The organism is Bradyrhizobium septentrionale (genome assembly GCF_011516645.4).
Classification (GTDB): domain Bacteria; phylum Pseudomonadota; class Alphaproteobacteria; order Rhizobiales; family Xanthobacteraceae; genus Bradyrhizobium; species Bradyrhizobium septentrionale.
The window spans coordinates 2,877,286-2,894,483 of the sequence record NZ_CP088285.1 but is presented as its reverse complement, the minus strand read 5'-3'; the positions used below and the strand labels follow the sequence as shown (position 1 = coordinate 2,894,483).

20 protein-coding genes are annotated in these 17,198 nt (G+C 64.3%); 12 read left to right on the top strand and 8 right to left on the bottom strand.

Features of this window, described 5'->3' with window-relative positions; translation table 11 throughout:
* The first annotated feature begins 325 nt into the window (after positions 1–325).
* Positions 326–1,072, top strand: a complete 747-nt coding sequence (locus HAP48_RS15480) for an outer membrane protein (RefSeq protein WP_166212950.1) — start codon at positions 326–328, stop codon at positions 1,070–1,072.
* A 322-nt stretch (positions 1,073–1,394) separates the two neighbouring features.
* Here HAP48_RS15480 and HAP48_RS15475 read toward each other — a convergent pair whose 3' ends face one another.
* Positions 1,395–1,844: a hypothetical protein gene (locus HAP48_RS15475; protein WP_166212952.1), complete on the bottom strand. Its 450-nt coding sequence runs from the start codon at positions 1,842–1,844 to the stop codon at positions 1,395–1,397.
* On the opposite strand from HAP48_RS15475, the gene HAP48_RS15470 reads away from it, so the two are divergent.
* The 7 genes from HAP48_RS15470 to HAP48_RS15440 all read left to right on the top strand — a co-directional run bounded on the left by HAP48_RS15470 (position 1,843) and on the right by HAP48_RS15440 (position 9,003).
* Positions 1,843–2,097, top strand: coding sequence for a hypothetical protein (locus HAP48_RS15470; RefSeq protein WP_166212954.1), 255 nt, complete (start codon positions 1,843–1,845; stop codon positions 2,095–2,097). The genes HAP48_RS15475 and HAP48_RS15470 overlap by 2 nt on opposite strands.
* Before the next feature lie 837 nt (positions 2,098–2,934).
* The gene (tnpA, locus tag HAP48_RS15465) at positions 2,935–3,333 is read left to right on the top strand and encodes an IS66-like element accessory protein TnpA (RefSeq protein ID WP_028182054.1); all 399 of its coding nucleotides are present in this window, start codon (positions 2,935–2,937) and stop codon (positions 3,331–3,333) included.
* Entirely contained in the window at positions 3,330–3,677 is a 348-nt protein-coding gene (gene tnpB / locus HAP48_RS15460; protein WP_028182053.1) for an IS66 family insertion sequence element accessory protein TnpB, read from the top strand. Before tnpA ends, tnpB begins: the two co-directional genes overlap by 4 nt.
* 45 nt (positions 3,678–3,722) lie before the next feature.
* A complete protein-coding gene (tnpC, locus tag HAP48_RS15455) occupies positions 3,723–5,387 on the top strand; it encodes an IS66 family transposase (RefSeq protein WP_166204034.1) in 1,665 nt (554 codons plus the stop codon).
* Complete coding sequence (locus HAP48_RS15450) at positions 5,336–5,920, top strand: magnesium chelatase subunit ChlI family protein (protein WP_166212956.1); 585 nt, start codon at positions 5,336–5,338, stop codon at positions 5,918–5,920. Before tnpC ends, HAP48_RS15450 begins: the two co-directional genes overlap by 52 nt.
* A 199-nt stretch (positions 5,921–6,119) precedes the next feature.
* The gene (locus HAP48_RS15445) at positions 6,120–6,638 is read left to right on the top strand and encodes a hypothetical protein (RefSeq protein ID WP_166212958.1); all 519 of its coding nucleotides are present in this window, start codon (positions 6,120–6,122) and stop codon (positions 6,636–6,638) included.
* A 103-nt stretch (positions 6,639–6,741) separates the two neighbouring features.
* The gene (locus HAP48_RS15440) at positions 6,742–9,003 is read left to right on the top strand and encodes a PAS domain-containing hybrid sensor histidine kinase/response regulator (RefSeq protein ID WP_166212960.1); all 2,262 of its coding nucleotides are present in this window, start codon (positions 6,742–6,744) and stop codon (positions 9,001–9,003) included.
* Between the two features lie 168 nt (positions 9,004–9,171).
* On the opposite strand, the gene coaA is transcribed toward HAP48_RS15440, so the two are convergent.
* The 7 genes from coaA to hisB form a co-directional block, all read right to left on the bottom strand.
* Positions 9,172–10,128: a type I pantothenate kinase gene (gene coaA / locus HAP48_RS15435; RefSeq protein WP_029080991.1), complete on the bottom strand. Its 957-nt coding sequence runs from the start codon at positions 10,126–10,128 to the stop codon at positions 9,172–9,174.
* Between the two features lie 35 nt (positions 10,129–10,163).
* A complete protein-coding gene (locus HAP48_RS15430) occupies positions 10,164–10,487 on the bottom strand; it encodes a phosphoribosyl-ATP diphosphatase (RefSeq protein WP_029080990.1) in 324 nt (107 codons plus the stop codon).
* A 92-nt stretch (positions 10,488–10,579) separates the two neighbouring features.
* Complete coding sequence (hisF, locus tag HAP48_RS15425) at positions 10,580–11,356, bottom strand: imidazole glycerol phosphate synthase subunit HisF (RefSeq protein WP_029080989.1); 777 nt, start codon at positions 11,354–11,356, stop codon at positions 10,580–10,582.
* An 11-nt stretch (positions 11,357–11,367) separates the two neighbouring features.
* Entirely contained in the window at positions 11,368–12,099 is a 732-nt protein-coding gene (gene hisA / locus HAP48_RS15420) for a 1-(5-phosphoribosyl)-5-[(5-phosphoribosylamino)methylideneamino]imidazole-4-carboxamide isomerase (protein ID WP_166212962.1), read from the bottom strand.
* Complete coding sequence (gene hisH, locus HAP48_RS15415) at positions 12,096–12,746, bottom strand: imidazole glycerol phosphate synthase subunit HisH (RefSeq protein ID WP_166212964.1); 651 nt, start codon at positions 12,744–12,746, stop codon at positions 12,096–12,098. The genes hisA and hisH overlap by 4 nt, the downstream gene beginning before the upstream one ends.
* Positions 12,743–13,273: a DUF2628 domain-containing protein gene (locus tag HAP48_RS15410; RefSeq protein WP_166212966.1), complete on the bottom strand. Its 531-nt coding sequence runs from the start codon at positions 13,271–13,273 to the stop codon at positions 12,743–12,745. The genes hisH and HAP48_RS15410 overlap by 4 nt, the downstream gene beginning before the upstream one ends.
* Positions 13,274–13,360: 87 nt before the next feature.
* Positions 13,361–13,954: an imidazoleglycerol-phosphate dehydratase HisB gene (hisB, locus tag HAP48_RS15405; RefSeq protein WP_029080985.1), complete on the bottom strand. Its 594-nt coding sequence runs from the start codon at positions 13,952–13,954 to the stop codon at positions 13,361–13,363.
* Between the two features lie 183 nt (positions 13,955–14,137).
* On the opposite strand from hisB, the gene hslV reads away from it, so the two are divergent.
* The 4 genes from hslV (at position 14,138) to hslU (ending at position 17,142) form a co-directional block, all read left to right on the top strand.
* Complete coding sequence (gene hslV, locus HAP48_RS15400) at positions 14,138–14,695, top strand: ATP-dependent protease subunit HslV (RefSeq protein ID WP_024583062.1); 558 nt, start codon at positions 14,138–14,140, stop codon at positions 14,693–14,695.
* A gap of 2 nt (positions 14,696–14,697) precedes the next feature.
* The gene (locus HAP48_RS15395; protein WP_166212968.1) at positions 14,698–15,183 is read left to right on the top strand and encodes a GNAT family N-acetyltransferase; all 486 of its coding nucleotides are present in this window, start codon (positions 14,698–14,700) and stop codon (positions 15,181–15,183) included.
* The gene (locus HAP48_RS15390; RefSeq protein ID WP_166212970.1) at positions 15,180–15,776 is read left to right on the top strand and encodes a DUF2585 domain-containing protein; all 597 of its coding nucleotides are present in this window, start codon (positions 15,180–15,182) and stop codon (positions 15,774–15,776) included. Before HAP48_RS15395 ends, HAP48_RS15390 begins: the two co-directional genes overlap by 4 nt.
* 61 nt (positions 15,777–15,837) lie before the next feature.
* Positions 15,838–17,142: an ATP-dependent protease ATPase subunit HslU gene (gene hslU, locus HAP48_RS15385; protein ID WP_166212972.1), complete on the top strand. Its 1,305-nt coding sequence runs from the start codon at positions 15,838–15,840 to the stop codon at positions 17,140–17,142.
* The last annotated feature ends 56 nt before the right edge of the window (positions 17,143–17,198 follow it).

Below are 17,198 nucleotides of genomic sequence, written 5' to 3'. Positions count from 1 at the left end.
TTGCAGCTTCAGGCGAGGCAACACGTCTGCCTAGGACGCGCCCAGCTCGACGAAGGTCTCGCTGCATTTGCGGGCACGATCAATCCGCACTCACCGAAGCAGCTTGTCCCAGCTTCCCAGATCTTCGCCTGGCTCGCCGATGAAGACGCGAGTGGCGAAAGGCCTCACGGCAACGACCAGCAATAGTGCAAGGTGTCGTGCATAAACCTTTGTATATGAGTGTTGCCATTTTGTTACGGAGGTCTTGCCCGACACACACTACGCTCTAGGCTGGTAGTGCAAGTGGTTTGCACGCGAGCGTGCAGTTGAGAGAGGGGACACTGGGATGAGAAAGTTCTTAGCCGCCGCTGTCAGTTTCGCGGCAATTGCAATGGCCGCCGCACCTGCATCGGCCGCCGACATGGCCGTCAAGGCCCCGCCTCCGGCTCCGCTGCCGGTGATCTACAACTGGAGCGGCTTCTACATAGGCGCCAACGGCGGCTGGGGACAGAGCCGGAATTGCTGGGATTTCGTGGGGGTGGCCGGTACGGTCATCGGTGACGGCTGCCGCGAGCGGTCAGGAGGCCTCGTCGGCGGGCAGATCGGCTACCGTTGGCAGGCCAATCAGTGGGTGTTCGGCCTGGAAGCCCAGGGGGATTGGGCTGATCTCAGCAGCCAGCGTGTCAGTATTATCGCTCCGGCGTTCTCGACCCGCACGACAACGGACGGCATCGGGCTTTTCACCGGCCAGATCGGCTACGCCTGGAACGCCTCACTGTTGTACGTGAAGGGCGGCGCGGCGGTCACAAGCAATCGTTTCAGCATCCTTAGCACGCTTACCGGCGCCGAACTGGCCTCCGCAAGCGCGACCCGCTGGGGTGGGACCGTGGGTGTGGGCTGGGAGTACGGCTTTGCACCAAATTGGTCTGCCGGTATTGAATACGACCACCTGTTCATGGGGGACGCGAACAATTCGTTCTCTGTCGCCAATCCGATTGTTGCCGGTGCGCTCAATCGGATCAGCCAAGACGTCGATATGGTCACCTTGCGCATCAACTACCGCTTCGGCGGTTACGGCGCAGCGAGATACTGACCTCGTCCTATTCCAACTTCTCCCGTAAACTGGGCCGGCAGAAATGCCGGCCGATTTTGTTGGAGGGAATATGTCTGAAGAACCCGTCAGACGGGCGATCCGACCGCAATCGAACCGCCGCCAGGCTGCTGCCGTGGTTGCAGCTTCAGGCGAGGCAACACGTCTGCCTAGACGCGCCCAGCTCGACGAAGGTCTCGCTGTATTGCGGGCACGATCAATCCGCACGTCCCAAGGCAACTCATTCCGTCGTCCCGCATCCAAGCTTGGCATATTGATGAACAATGAAATGCTGAGCGAGATACAGGTCCCGACCGGACGCCGATCACCAAGTTCCGAAGCCGGACCAGCCGAACTGCCCTCGTCGTGCCGCCAGAAGCATCTGCGGCTGGACGTTTCGCCTCGGTCGAGCCGCAACATGCAACTTCTTGCGTTGTCGCTTGCGATCGACGGTTTCAGGCGGGCGTGTATCCGGCAGCATCGCGAAAGAATTCGCCACCCCCGGGCTCTGTGCGACGGTAATTGGCGATTCGGTCACATCCGACGAAGTTGCGACCTCGGTCGGCTCGGCCACGGGCGCAGCGGCGACGATCACCGGCGATCGGGTATCGAAGTCAACACGCTCGGGCCATTTGCGATCCGAGTGGATACGTACGGCCGGCCGGTTCGCAGCCGCCTGATCGACGGTCGGGGCTCTCGGCAGCGAATAATCTGCAACAAAGAGCAGTGCGAGCAACACTGCTCCGACCTTCCAGAAATATGCCGCCAGTGGCATGCCGGTCGCTCCGGTGCGCCCCGAACCATTGACCTTGGGCTCGTCCTGTTTCGTCGTCTATCGAGCCGCACGGCGGCGACTGGAACCGGTTCTGGCTCACTTTGCCCGCGCCATCATCATTGCCCATCGTGCTCTGTTAATAGACACCGCGCCGCACGGCGCGCCGTGTTTGGCGGAAATCGCGACGGTCGACACGACGCGCAGTCACGCGGGCGCGCCGGTACGTGATGGCCTGCGCTTGATCAACGCTTAACTCGACGCCGCGCGGTGTCACCTGCGGCGAGACCGGAACGGTCGCCAACACCACCGCTGCAAACAGCAGTCCGATAAGTGAGAAAGCTCTCATTGCACCTACTCCCTGTTGTCACATTGGGTAGACGGCAAAGGCTGTCTGGTCTGTGTGCCTATTGTCGACAACTGTTATAGGCAATCTGATAGATCGGCGGAGTGTTGATCTAGGTCAATCAATTAATACTCCTTCGTCTGAGCAGCTCGCAAAAAAGGCGGCCGAGAAAGCCGCCTCTTTCGCGATGCGTAGGTGGAGCCCCTACTGACAGAAATACATCTGACCGTCGTCAAGTTTAATTGCGCCACCCGGTGTGCATTTAATGCTGTTACGCGCCGAGTAATCATCCCATCCGGAATAACCGTAGTAGGGGCTATGTCCGTGGTAAGCCCTGTGGACGTAGTGAGCTTGCCCAAAGTAAGGATCAGTTTGGGCCGCGTAAGCGCCGCGCCAATTGTTGTTTCCCCAATTGTTGTTTCCCCAAGCGTTAGGCGCAGCCGTGGCGGCGATAGCGGCACCCGTGCCGACCGCTGCGACGCCTGCGCCGACAACACCTGCCCCGTAGTAGGCCGCCCGTCGGTTCTGACGACGCGCAACGCCCGCAACGCTCACGGGGGTTAGCGGGCGACCAACCCGCGCCTGGGCGCTCTCGACTGACAGCGAGATGCCGCCTTGCTCAGCCCAACCAAAGGAGAACAGTGCTGCACAACCGAAGGCAGAAGCTGCGTATCCCTCCGCTAAGGGCCGCCTTGTTTGATGGGCGCGAGCGCTGCAGGTCCTAGGGGTAATCCTAGGAGAAGCGCTATGACGATTTCGAGGGCGGAGGTGATCACAACGGTCGAGCGGCGGCGCCGGTGGTCGCAGGATGAGAAGGAACGGCTCGTCGCAGCGTCGCTCGAGCCCGGCGCCAATGTTTCCGAGGTGGCTCGCGTGGCCGGGCTTCATGTGAGCCAGCTGTTCAGGTGGCGTAAGGAGCTTTGCAGGCACGGCGAAGCGAGCATAGCGCCGTTTGTTCCGGTCGAGATTGGGCCGTCTGCGCTACCGCGGGAGGTGGCCGAAGCGCCGTTGACGCCAACGGCGCGTCGACGCAAGAGCCAGGGCATCATCGAGATTGATCTTGGTAGCGGGCACCGCATCCGGGTCGATGGCGACGTTGATGGAGATGCGCTACGTCGCGTTCTCGATGCTTTGGTCCGCCGATGATCCCGGTTCCGACGGGCGCGCGAGTGTGGCTCGCGACAGGCTACACGGACATGCGCCGAGGCTTTCCGTCGTTGGCGCTCCAAGTGCAGGAGGTGCTGCACAAAGACCCGCTCAGCGGTCATTTGTTTGTCTTCCGCGGTCGCCGCAGCGATCTTGTGAAGCTGATCTGGCACGACGGCCAAGGAGCATGCCTTTTTACCAAAAGACTCGAGCGAGGAAGGTTCATCTGGCCATCGGTTGGCGGTGAAACGGTAACGATCTCGCCGGCGCAGTTGAGTTATCTGTTGTCCGGAATCGATTGGCGCACCCCGCAAGAAACCCAGCGTCCGACGCGGGTCGGATAACCGTTTTGGGTTTGAATCTGCTGCTCGATCTGATTCAATGGCTTCATGAGCTCGAAGCCAGACGATCTTCCTGCGGATCTTGCGAGCGCCTACATGGCGCTGCTGGCCGAGCGCAAGGCGTTGCAAGTTGAGCGCGATATCGCAGTCGCGGATGCCGCCAGCGCGCGGGCGGAGCTGTCGGACAACGAAGCGTTGATCGCACATCTCGAACTGCGGATCGAGAAGCTCAAACGCGAACTGTACGGGCCGCGGTCCGAGCGCACGGCGCGGCTGATCGAGCAATTGGAATTGGAGCTCGAAGAACTCATCACCATGGCGAGTGAGGATGAGCTCGCCGCGCGTGCCGCGGCTGCAAAGGTACAGAACGTTCGGGCCTTCACGCGCAAGCGGCCGGTGCGCAAGCCTTGGCCGGACGACATCGAACGCGAGCGGGTCGTCATTGAGGCGCCAACGAGCTGCGCCTGCTGCGGCGGATCGCGCCTGGCGAAGCTGGGCGAGGATGTGACCGAGACGTTGGAGGAGATCCCGCGCCGGTTCAAGCTGATCGAGACGGTGCGGGAAAAGTTCACCTGCCGCGATTGTGAGAAGATCAGCCAGCCGCCCGCGCCGTTCCATGCCACACCGCGTGGCTTCATCGGTCCGCAACTGCTGGCGACAATCCTGTTCGACAAGTTCGGCATGCATATCCCGCTCAACCGTCAGAGCGTGCGCTTTAAGGCCGAGAGGATCGATCTGCCGCTGTCGACGCTGGCCGACCAGGTCGGCCACGGAACCTTCGCCGTTATGCCGCTGTTCCAGCTGATCGAGCACCATGTGCTCGCGGCCGAGCGCCTACATGGCGACGACACCACCATCCGCATCCTGGCGAAGGGCAAGTGCACGACTGGGCGGATCTGGACGTATGTGCGGGATGACCAGCCGTTCGCCGGGCCTGCGCCGCCGGCGGCGGTCTATTACGCCTCGAGCGACCGACGGGGCGAACATCCCCAGAAGCATCTGGCCGCCTTCGCCGGTATCTTGCAGGCGGATTGCTATAGCGGCTTCGAGCCGTTGTTCGATCCGAAAAGAAAAGCGATGCCGATCACGCCCGCATTTTGCCTGGCCCATGCGCGGCGGGGATTCTTCGAGCTGGCCGACATCGAGAAAACGGCCAGGGAAGGCCGCAAGGGCAAACCGGTCTCCCCGATCGCGCTGGAGGCGGTCAGGCGTCTTGACGCTCTGTTCGAGATCGAGCGCGCCATCAACGACCGCAATGCCGACGAGCGGCGTGCCGTACGCCAGGAGAGAAGCAAGCCGCTTCTCGATGGCTTGCACGACTGGCTGCTCCGCGAGCGAGAAACCCTGTCGCGCTCCTCCGAGGTCCTGAAGCCCATGAACTACATGCTCAGGCGCTGGGACGACTTCTCCCGCTTCCTCGATGATGGCAGGATCTGCCTCAGCAATAATGCCGCTGAAAGAGCGTTGCGCGGCATCGCGTTGGGCAGGCGCAACTGGACCTTCGCCGGCAGCCTGCGCGGCGCCGACCGCGCTGCCATCATGCTGACGATGATCACGACCTGCCGCCTGAACAACGTCGATCCCAAAGCCTGGCTCGCCGACGTCCTCGCCCGGATCGCCGATCTTCCCACTTCGCGTCTGCGCGAACTGCTGCCCTGGGAATGGAAGCTCCTGCGGCAAGCCAACAACCCCACCGATCAGCAGGCCGCCTGACCTTCACCCAACGCTATCTTACAGATCGCCACGCCCACGCGCATGCGTCAATCAGGCGGCCTTCGTCGTATGCGTACGAAACGGCAAGCGCTGCCTTTCTTACATACTTCATGAGTCTCTCCGGCCCGCTGATGGATCGCATCGATCTGCGGATCGAAGTGCCCGCCGTGACCGCGGCCGATCTGATCCTGCCGCCGCCGGCGGAGGGCTCGGCCGAGGTCGCCCGCCGCGTCGCGGCCGCGCGCGACATCCAGCTCGCGCGTTACGCGGCGGCCGGCATGCCGCAGGTCCGCACCAATGCGGAAGCGCCGAGCTCGCTGCTCGAGACCATCGCGCAGCCCGACGCGCATGGACAGAAGCTGCTCCGCGAGGCGGCCGAGACCATGCACCTCACCGCGCGCGGCTATCATCGCGTGCTGCGGGTGGCGCGCACGCTGGCCGATCTCGACGGCGCCGAGACGATCGGCCGGCTGCACCTCGCCGAAGCGCTGTCCTATCGTGCGTTGGCCGACGATTTGCGCCGCGCGGCGTAGCGTTTTCCGGCGAAGCCTGTCCCGCACTTGATGCGAAGTGGGCACCGGTTCGCGTGAAGAAAACGCGTCAGAACCGAAGCTCTCTCCCGTTTTCCGCCCGATGCCCGCCGCGTCAACGCGGCAGTAACCACTCTCATTTACCCTCCGCAAACCATAAGCACCGCGATCCGCGGCGAGCTTGGGTCGAGCGAGTTGTGTCATGTTGCGTTTGAAGATTCTGGCCTCGGTGGTCCCGCTTGCTGTGGCCGCGGTATTTGCCCGCGCTGAATTACTGCCGGGTCCGCGACCCTGCATCGAGGTTGGCGGCGCGACGATGCAGATCGCATCGATCTCCTGGCTGGCCCAGCTTCACGTCAGCTTCACCGACGATCCCGGCCTTGCCACGGTCCGGGTCCAGATCGCCGACAGCGCCGAGACCGCCGACTTCACCGTCATCGACGACATCGACGATGCCGAGGCCGGCGCCTGCGAAGGCAACGCCGTGCCGCAGCTGATCGGGATTTCCGGCAATCCCTCGGCGAGCGATCCGGTGATCTACCTTTCGCATGACGCTCCGTCGGATTATCGCGTCTTCGTGCAGTCGAAGACGTTCTCGGCCCGCGATGCCGCGGCCCTGATCGTCAGCGCCCGCGGCGAACACCGCCGCCTTGAGGCGGCGTTGCTTGCCCCTCGCGCGCCCTCCGCCGCTCGGGTCCTGGCAGAGTTAACCCTTCGCTAACCCTGTTCCGAGGGCAACGCGAAACGGCCACCAACTTCAAGCACTTTGCAAGGTGACCGACGCATCGTCGTCGGCAGATCAAGCACTCTCAGGGCCACCATTGATGGGGCGTTTCTTCCGGATCAAGTTGCGCCTTCGCCGCTTCCTGCGGCGCCATTCCTGGCTCGCGACGATCGTCCGGTCCTTCACGATCTTCTCCGTCGCATTCGGCAGCGCCTTCGGGTTCATTTCGGGCGCCCTCTCGCAGCAAAGCGGCTACGATCCCAATGCATTCGCGATCGGGGTCAGCTTCCTGTTCGCGCTGGCCTGCCTCTGGATCGTGACGCTCGGCATCCGCCTGCGGCTGATGCGCAGGAGGTTGCGCACCATCGCCATGCACAATGAGGCGATGGCCGACCGCAACTGGGAACTGCAGGAAGCCGAACAGCGCGCCTCTACCCTGTTCGAGGCGCAGGACGATTTGATCGTGCTGCGCGACCTCGACGGCCTCATCACCTACGCCAACGACGCCTATTGCGAGCTGGCGCAGTCCTCCCGCAGCGAATTGATCGGCGGCAGCGCCACGCTCAAGGTGCTCGAACAGGGCGACACCGCGCTCGAAGCCAACGGCACGCGGGTCTACGACCAGAAGATCGAAGGCCCGCTCGGGCCGCGCTGGATCGCCTGGCGCGAGGGCCTCGTGCGCAACGATGCCGGCGCGCCTGCCGAGATGCAGAGCGTCGGCCGCGACGTCACCGACCGCACCGAGAGCGAGCGGGCACTGGCCGAAGCGCGCGATCAGGCCGATGCCGCCAACCGCGCCAAGTCACGTTTCCTCGCGATGGCGAGCCACGAGATCCGCACCCCGCTGAACGGCATCATCGGCATGAGCGGACTGCTGATGGACACGCAGCTGACGCCGGAGCAGACGACCTACGTCAAGGCGGTCAAGACCTCCGGCGACGCGCTGCTGGCGCTGATCGAGGAGCTGCTCGACTATTCCAAGATCGAAGCCGGCAAGATCGATCTCGAGCACCGCGCCTTTGCGCTGTCCGGCCTGATCGAGGACATCACCGAGCTGCTGGCGCCGCGCGCGCAGGCCAAAGGCATCGAGATCGCCGCCTATGTCGACGAGCGGCTGCCGATGCAGGTGGCCGGCGACGCCGCGCGGCTGCGCCAGGTGCTGCTCAATCTCGCCGGCAACGCCATCAAGTTCACCGCGAGCGGCGGCGTGGCCCTGATCGTCGAGCCCGGCATCTGGCCGAACGAGATCAGCTTCCTGGTCCGCGACACCGGCATCGGAATCGCACCGGAAGCGCAGCAGCGCATCTTCCGGGAGTTCGAGCAGGCCGACGACCGCATCGCGCGCAGCTATGGCGGCACCGGCCTCGGCCTTTCGATCAGCGACCGCATCGTGAAGCGAATGGGCGGCCGCATCACGCTCGCGAGCACGCCGGGCTCCGGCTCGACGTTCGAAGTATCGATCCCGCTCGCCGCCGCCGACACCGGCGAGGCCAACGGCTTCGCCGCGCCCGACCTCACCGGCCAGTCGATCATGCTGGTTGCACCGCACAGTATCGAGGTTTCGCTGATCTCGCGGCGGTTGCAGCGCTGGGGTGCGCAGACCTGCATCGTGTCGGACACCGGTGTCGCCGAGGCGCTGTTGCCGGAACGAAGCTGGCACGCCGTCCTGATCGACCACACGCTAGGCACCGCGGCGATGGAGGCGTTTGCCCGCGCGGCGCGCCTCCATGCGACCCACCGCATCGTGATGTTCACGCCGGCGACGCGGCAGGAGCTGTCGGCCTCCGAGACGGCCATGTTCACAGGCTATCTGGTCAAGCCGCTGCGCGCGGCATCGCTCGCCGCACGCCTGACCGCATCGCCCGAGATCACGGCGCCGAGCCTTGTCGGAGATCAAAGCCTTGCGATCGAGGCACTTGCCGAGCCCGCGCCCGCTACGGCCGCGGCGCCGGACAAGGGGCTCTCGATCCTGGTCGCCGAGGACAATGAGATCAACGCGCTTTTGATGCGCTCGCTGCTCACGAGGCTCGGCCACAACGTGGTCATCACCACCAATGGCGAGCAGGCAATGGAATCCTGGCTGTCGGCGACGTCAGCCGGCACGCCCTATGATCTCGTGCTGATGGACATCCAGATGCCCCGCCTCAACGGCATCGAGACCACCAAGCAGATCCGCGGCCATGAGGCCGGCCAGTCCGGACGCCGGACCCCGATCCTGGCGCTGACCGCCAACACGCTGGTGGAGGACCGCTACGCCTGCTTCGAAGCCGGCATGGACGGCTTTCTGATCAAGCCGCTCGACCGCGAGAAGCTGGAAGAAGCGCTCGCCGGCCTCGCCGCCGCGCGGCATATCGCGGCGTAGTGCGCCACAAACCTCGCGTCGTCCCGGCGAAGGCCGGGACCCATAGCCACGAATGTCAATTGGTGAACGATCGTCTCGCCGCGTGCCTTTTGCAAGGGCCGCGGCGTATGGGTCCCGGCCTACGCCGGGACGACACCACAGATGTGGTTAGCTTTAGCGGACCAGAACTTACAGCCGGCGCAGCGCGACCGATTGCACCACGTGGTCGGCGCCCTTCTTGAGGATCAGCGTCGCGCGGGGGCGGGTCGGCAGGATGTTATCCTCGAGATTGGCGAGGTTGGTGCGCTCCCAGATCGCGATCGCGGTCGCGGTCGCTTCCTCGTCCGACAGCGGCGCATAGCGGTGGAAATAAGACCTTGGATCGGTGAACGCGGTATCGCGCAGCGCCAGGAAGCGCTTGATGTACCATTGCCGCAGCGCAGCCTCGTCGGCATCGATATAGACCGAGAAGTCGAAGAAGTCGGAGACGAACGGCACTGCCTTGCCGTCGCGCGGCAGCCGCCCGGTCTGCAGCACGTTGACGCCCTCGACGATCAGGATGTCCGGCTGGTCGATCTCGACCCATTTGTTGGGCACGATGTCGTAGGTCAGATGCGAATAGACCGGCGCGCGCACGCGACGCCGTCCCGCCTTGATGTCGCTGAGGAACGACAGCAGCGTCGGTAGGTCGTAGCTTTCCGGAAAGCCCTTCTTCTGCATGATGCCCTGCCGCTCGAGCACGGCATTCGGAAACAGGAAACCGTCTGTCGTGATCAGGTCGACCTTCGGCCGCGGCGACCAGCGCGCCAGCAGCGCCTGCAGCACGCGGGCCGTGGTCGACTTGCCGACGGCCACCGAACCGGCGACGCCGACGATGTAGGGCATCTTGCGGTCGCGGATGTTGAGGAATTGACGCTGCGAATAATACAGCCGCTGGGTCGCGTCGACATAGATCGAGAGCAGCCGTGACAGCGGAAGGTAGATGTCCTCGACCTCCTGCAAATCGAGGCGGTCGTGCATCGAGCGCAGACGGTCGAATTCGCCCGGCTCGAGCGTCATCGGCGTATCGTCGCGCAGATGCGACCATTGCTGGCGCGTGAAGGTGCGATAGGGGTTGTATTGCTGATCTGGTGCCCGGATGTCCATGAGGCTGCCCCTCTCTATGCGCTCGGTCATGTGCGCTAGTCGCGCTTGCGCGACGCCTTCTCTTCCAGTCCCGACATCGAAGTGCGCTTCTCCAGCGCGGCCTCGACATCCTCCAGCTTCACGCCGCGTGATTTCAACAGAACCAGCAGGTGAAATACGAGATCGGCACTTTCCGCGATGAGATGATCGCGGTCATTCTCGACCGCGGCGATCACCGTCTCGACCGCTTCCTCGCCCAACTTCTTGGCGCAGTGCTCCGCGCCCTTGTCGAGCAGCTTGCGGGTGTAGGACGCCTCGCCGCCCGCTGCAGCGCGGGCGTCGATGGTGGCGGCCAGATCGTGGACCGTGAAACGCGACATCAACTCAACTCAACATGCGCAGCGGCACCGCTCTTGTGCTATCCCTAAGTGGGGACTTAGCATTTTTGTGACAAGGAGTCCCAGATCAAGCTCTAGGGATCGAGGCGCATCGGCAGGCCGGCGCGCACCATGTGATCCTTGGCCTGGCGGATGGTAAATTCCCCGAAGTGGAAGATCGACGCGGCCAGCACGCCGGTGGCGTGGCCCTCGCGGACGCCATCGACCAGGTGATCGAGATTGCCGACGCCGCCGGACGCAATGACCGGTACGGGAACACTGTCCGCGATCGCCCGGGTCAGCGGCAGGTCAAAGCCCTGCCTGGTACCGTCGCGGTCCATCGAGGTCAGCAGGATTTCGCCGGCGCCGAGCGAGACGACCTCCTGGGCATATTCGATGGCCTCGATCCCGGTGGCATTACGCCCACCATGGGTGAATATCTCCCAGCGGTCCGAGCCGCCGGCGCGCTTGACCCGCTTGGCGTCGATCGCGACCACGATGCATTGCTCGCCGTACTTCTCGGCCGCTTCCTTGACGAATTCCCGCCGGCTGACCGCAGCCGAATTGATCGAGACCTTGTCGGCGCCCGAGCGCAGCAGGGTCTTGATGTCGTCGACGGTGCGGACGCCGCCGCCGACGGTCAGCGGCATGAAGCAGGCCTCCGCCGTCCGCCGCACCACATCCAGCATGATGCCGCGGTTCTCATGGGTGGCGGTGATGTCGAGGAAGGTGAGCTCATCGGCGCCGGCAGCGTCATAGGCGATCGCGGCCTCCACCGGATCGCCGGCGTCGCGCAAATCGACGAAGTTGACGCCCTTGACCACGCGCCCGTCCTTGACGTCGAGGCAGGGGATCACGCGAACCTTGAACATATCTCTGTCTCCTAGGCCGCGCTGCGGATCAGCTTGAGCGCGGCGGCCGGATCAAGCCGCCCGTCATAGAGCGCACGGCCGACGATGGCGCCGGCGAGCTTCCTGGCGCGCGGCTCCAGCAGTGCCTTGACGTCGTCGATCGAGGCAAAGCCGCCGGAGGCGATCACCGGAATGGAAATGCGATCGGCGAGCGCGATCGTCGCCTCGAGGTTGAGGCCCTTGAGCAGGCCGTCGCGGGCGATGTCGGTGAAGATGATCGCAGCGACCCCGGCATCCTCGAAGCGCTGCGCGATCTCGAGCGCCGTCACATGCGAGGTCTCGGCCCAGCCTTCGACCGCGACCTTGCCGTCGCGTGCATCGAGGCCCACCGCGACGCGGCCGGGGAATCTCTTCGCCGCGCCCTTCACGAGCTCCGGATCGCGTACCGCCGCGGTGCCGATGATGACGCGGGTGATGCCCTTGGCGAGCCAGGCCTCGATGGTCTCGAGGTCGCGGATGCCGCCGCCGAGCTGCACCGGCATGGTGACGGCCTTCAGCATCGCCTCCACGGCATGCGCATTCATCGGCTTGCCGGCGAAGGCGCCATCGAGATCGACGACGTGGAGATATTCGAAGCCCTGCGCCGCGAAGCTCGCCGCCTGCGCCGCCGGATCGAGATTGAACACGGTGGCGCGCGCCATGTCGCCCTGCTCCAGGCGAACGCACTGGCCGTTCTTCAGATCAACCGCTGGAAAGAGAATCACGGCTTCCACTTCAAGAAATTGGCGATCAAAGCGAGGCCGAAGCGCTGGCTCTTCTCGGGGTGAAACTGGGTGCCGATCGCGGTGTCCTTAGCCACGATCGCGGTCACCGGCCCGCCATAGTCGGCACGCGCCAGCACGTCCGCCTCATTGGCGGCGTTGAGGTGATAGGAGTGCACGAAATAGGCGTGACGCCCCTTCGGCCCGAGCGGCAGCCGCTCCAGCACCGGGTGCTCGCGCACCATATCGAGCGTATTCCAGCCCATATGGGGGACCTTCAGGCTTTCGTCGCGCGGCGCGATCTTCTCGACATCGCCGTCGATCCAGTTGAAGCCTTCGGTGATCACGTGCTCCTTGCCGCGCGTCGCCATCAGCTGCATGCCGACGCAGATGCCGAAGAACGGCCGCGCCTTGACCCGCACTGCCTCGGTCAGCGCTTCCAGCATGCCGTCGACCGCGTCGACGCCGCGGCGGCAATCGGCGAACGCGCCGACACCGGGCAGCACGATGCGATCGGCGCGATACACCGCATCGGGATCGCGCGTCACCTTGATGGCTTGCGGATCCTCCATGCTGCGCGCGGCGCGCTCAAACGCCTTGGCCGCCGAATGCAGATTGCCGGAGCCGTAATCGATGATTGCAACCGTCATCGCGATCCTCCTGGCTCTGGAAACAATCCGATAATGCCGCCCTGCGGCATCGGCGGCGGCTTTGAGAATGACTGGCCGGGAACGTCCCGGGTCGGCGGCGGCCCGCCGCGATCCACCGACCGCTGATCATTGACGACGCCGCGATGCCGTGCGGTCCAGCGCTCGAAGAAGCGGTGCTCGGCGGCCAACACATTGTCGGCCACGACGATGTCAAGCTGGCGCCATTTGCGCCGCGACAGGGTCCAGCGTTGCACGGTCGCGGCCTCCAGCCCGAGCAACAGCATCAGCACCAGATCGACGAAGAAGATCGCGCCGCGGCCGACGCCGAACTTGGCCAGGGCGAAATCGATCGCAAAGGTCAGCAAGAGCCAGCCGATCAGCGCCAGCCAGAGCCTGTTCCAGGCAAGCCAGACAACGCCCGCAACCGCGGCCCAGAAATGGAAACCGTCGCGCACGAAAACGAACTTGTCGGTCGCCGCGAGATCGGCGCCGTTGGCCACGGGGGCATGCACTGTATAGACCGGCATCGAACGCTCCGCCGAGGATGGACTCTTACTTACGGCATGATCTTCCGGAAAACCGGTAGCCACTTTTCCGGATCATGCACCCGGAGATCAGCCGCCGAGCTGACCCTTGGTCGAGGGCACTTCGCCCTGGGCACGCGGATCGATCGCAACCGCCGTCCGGAGCGCCCTCGCCAAACCCTTGAAACAGGATTCGGCGATATGATGGCTGTTCTCGCCATATAGGGTCTCGACGTGGAGAGTCACGCCGGCGTTCATCGCGAAGGCGTTGAACCATTCGCGCACCAGCTCGGTGTCGAACTCACCGATCTTGTCGCGGGGGAATTCGGCCTTGAAGACCAGCACCGGGCGGCCGGAAATGTCGATCACGACGCGCGACAACGTCTCGTCCATCGGCATGTGGATCGAGGCGTAGCGGGTGATGCCGGCCATGTTGCCGAGCGCCTGCTTCACGGCCTGCCCAAGCGCGATTCCGACGTCTTCGGTGGTGTGGTGGTAATCGACATGGAGATCGCCATCCGCCTTCACCGTGATGTCGATGCGCGAATGGCGGGCTAGGAGGTCGAGCATATGGTCGAAGAAGCCGATCCCGGTCGAAACCGTGGATACGCCTGCTCCGTCGAGGTTGACCGTCACCTCGATGTCGGTCTCCTTGGTCTTGCGCTTGATGGTTGCGGTGCGCATGAAGTTTAAGCTTTCCCGTGCCGAAAACGCCGGTCTTTTAACAGGCTGATGTCACCTTCGCTACTGCGGGATGACCTCGAAATGCCCCAACTTCCGGCCATGGTGACCGGAATTCGTTGCTAAATCGCCCCGATTGTAACCCCCTGCCCGACCGCCTAAATCTGCCCGGAAGAGAGGTAACCTATGCAAGCATCCCAAAATGAGCTGCCGGTCTGGCATGGCACCACGATCTGCACGGTCCGCAAGGGCGGCAAAGTGGTGATCGGCGGCGACGGGCAGGTCTCGATCGGCCAGACCGTGATCAAGGCCAATGCCAAGAAGGTCCGCCGGATCGGCAAGGGCGACGTGATCGGCGGCTTTGCCGGCGCCACCGCGGACGCCTTTACCCTGTTCGAGCGGCTGGAAAGCAAGCTGGAGCAATATCCGGGGCAGCTGACCCGGGCGGCCGTCGAGCTCGCCAAGGACTGGCGGACCGACCGCTATCTGCGCCGGCTGGAGGCGATGATGATCGTGGCCGACAAGGACGTCTCCCTGGTGCTGACCGGCACCGGCGACGTGCTGGAGCCCGAGTCGGGCGTGATGGCGATCGGTTCCGGCGGCAATTATGCCCTCGCCGCGGCACGTGCCCTGGTCGACACCGACAAGGACGCCGAGACCATCGTCCGCCGCGCGCTCGATATCGCCGCCGATATCTGCGTCTACACCAACCGGAACGTGACGATCGAGACGATCGGCGGCTGAGCATGGCCGGCTCCTTCAGCTTCCGACCAATGACGCGGGACGACCTGCCGCAGATCAAGCGGTGGCTGGCATTGCCGCATGTCCGGGAATGGTGGGGCGATCCGGCCGAGCAATATGCGCTGGTCAGCGGCGACCTCGACGAGCCGGCGATGGACCAGTTCATCGTCGCGACCGAGGAGGGCGATATCGGCTATATCCAGTGCTACGACCTGACGGCGTGGAATTCGGGCTTCGGCACGCATCCGGCCGACACGCGCGGCATCGATCTCTTCATCGGCGAGCCGACGATGATGGTGGGCGGCCACGGCTCGGCGCTGATCCGCGCCTTTGTTGACGAGCGGCTGGCGCAAGGCGCGCCACGCATCGTCACCGATCCCGATCCGGACAACCCGCGCGCGATCCGCGCCTATGAGAAGGCCGGTTTTCAGAAGCTCCGCATGGTCGAGACGCCTGACGGTCCGGCGCTTCTGATGGCTCGCGAAGCATGACGCTCGCGCACAAGCCCGTCACCGGCGTTTCAGCGTGGCAATGGCTGGCGATCGCGGCCGCGGTGCTCGCGCTGCAGGCGGCGCTGCTCTATGCGATGGGCCGCTTGCCGATCTGCGCCTGCGGTTATGTCAAACTCTGGCATGGCACGGTTCAGAGCTCGGAGAATTCGCAGCACATCGCCGATTGGTACACGCTGTCGCATGTGCTGCACGGCCTGCTGTTCTACGGTCTGACCTTCCTGCTGCTGCCGCGCCTCGCCTGGCCGGGGCGGCTGATTGTCGCGATGCTGATCGAGGGCAGCTGGGAGCTCGTCGAAAACTCCAACTGGATCATCGAGCGCTACCGCGCCGGCACGATCTCGCTGGACTATTATGGCGATACCATCGTCAATTCGGTATCGGACACGCTTGCGATGATTGTCGGCTTCCTGCTGGCGCGCAAGCTGCCGATCGCCGCGACCGTCGCGCTCGGCGTCCTGTTCGAAATCGTGATGCTGCTCCACATTCGCGACAATTTGACACTGAACATCATCATGCTGATCCACCCGTTCGAGGCGATCAGGCAGTGGCAGGCAGGGCCGCCCATCCTTTAGCGGATCATGCCCTGGAAGACCGCCGCTTGCCGAGACCGCCATTTCAACCTAGCTAGAGACAATGACCGACTTCTCCCCCCGCGAAATCGTTTCCGAACTTGACCGCTTCATCGTCGGCCAGACCGACGCCAAGCGCGCAGTGTCGATTGCGCTGCGCAACCGCTGGCGGCGGCTGCAGCTTGCCGGTTCCCTGCGCGAGGAGGTTCTGCCCAAGAACATCCTGATGATCGGGCCGACCGGCGTCGGCAAGACCGAGATCGCGCGACGGCTGGCCAAGCTCGCCGGCGCGCCGTTCCTCAAGGTCGAGGCCACCAAGTTCACCGAGGTCGGCTATGTCGGCCGCGACGTCGAGCAGATCGTCCGCGACCTCGTCGAGGTGGCGATCGCGCAGACCCGCGAGCGCAAGCGCAAGGATGTCCAGGCCCGTGCTCAGCTGGCCGCCGAGGAGCGCGTGCTGGATGCGCTGGTCGGCCCGGGATCGAGCCCGGCGACGCGCGAGTCGTTCCGCAAGAAGCTGCGCGCCGGTGAGCTCAACGACAAGGAAATCGAGATCGAGACGCAGTCGGGTGGCAGCGGCATGCCGATGTTCGAGATCCCCGGCATGCCCGGCGCCCAGATGGGCGCGATCTCGCTCGGCGACATCTTCGGCAAGATGGGCGGCCGCAGCAAGACGCGCCGCCTGACGGTCGAAGGCTCGCACGAGATCCTCGTCAACGAGGAATCCGACAAGTTGCTCGACACCGATCAGCTAGTGCAGGAGGCGATCAGCGCGGTCGAGAACAACGGCATCGTCTTCCTCGACGAGATCGACAAGATCTGCGTGCGCGAGAACCGCCAGGGCGGCGACGTGTCGCGCGAGGGCGTCCAGCGCGACCTGTTGCCGCTGATCGAGGGCACCACGGTCTCGACCAAGCACGGCGCTGTTAAAACCGACCACATCCTGTTCATCGCCTCGGGCGCGTTCCACATCGCCAAGCCATCGGACCTGCTTCCCGAATTGCAGGGCCGCCTGCCGATCCGCGTCGAGCTGCAGGCGCTGAGCCGCGACGACATGCGCCGGATCCTGACCGAGCCGGAGGCGTCGCTGATCAAGCAATATGTCGCGCTGTTGAAGACCGAGGGCGTCACGCTCGACATCACCGACGGCGCGATCGACGCGCTGGCCGACATTGCGGTCGCGGTCAATTCCACGGTCGAGAACATCGGCGCGCGGCGGCTGCAGACCGTGATGGAGCGGGTGCTGGACGAGATTTCCTTCACCGCGCCCGATCGCCACGGAGAGACCATCCAGGTCGACGCCGACTACGTCACCAAGCATGTCGGCGACCTCGCCAAGAACGCCGATCTGAGCCGGTTTATTTTGTAGGCGCAGTAGCTAAAATCGTCGTCCCTGCGAAAGCAGGGACCCATAACCACCGGCGC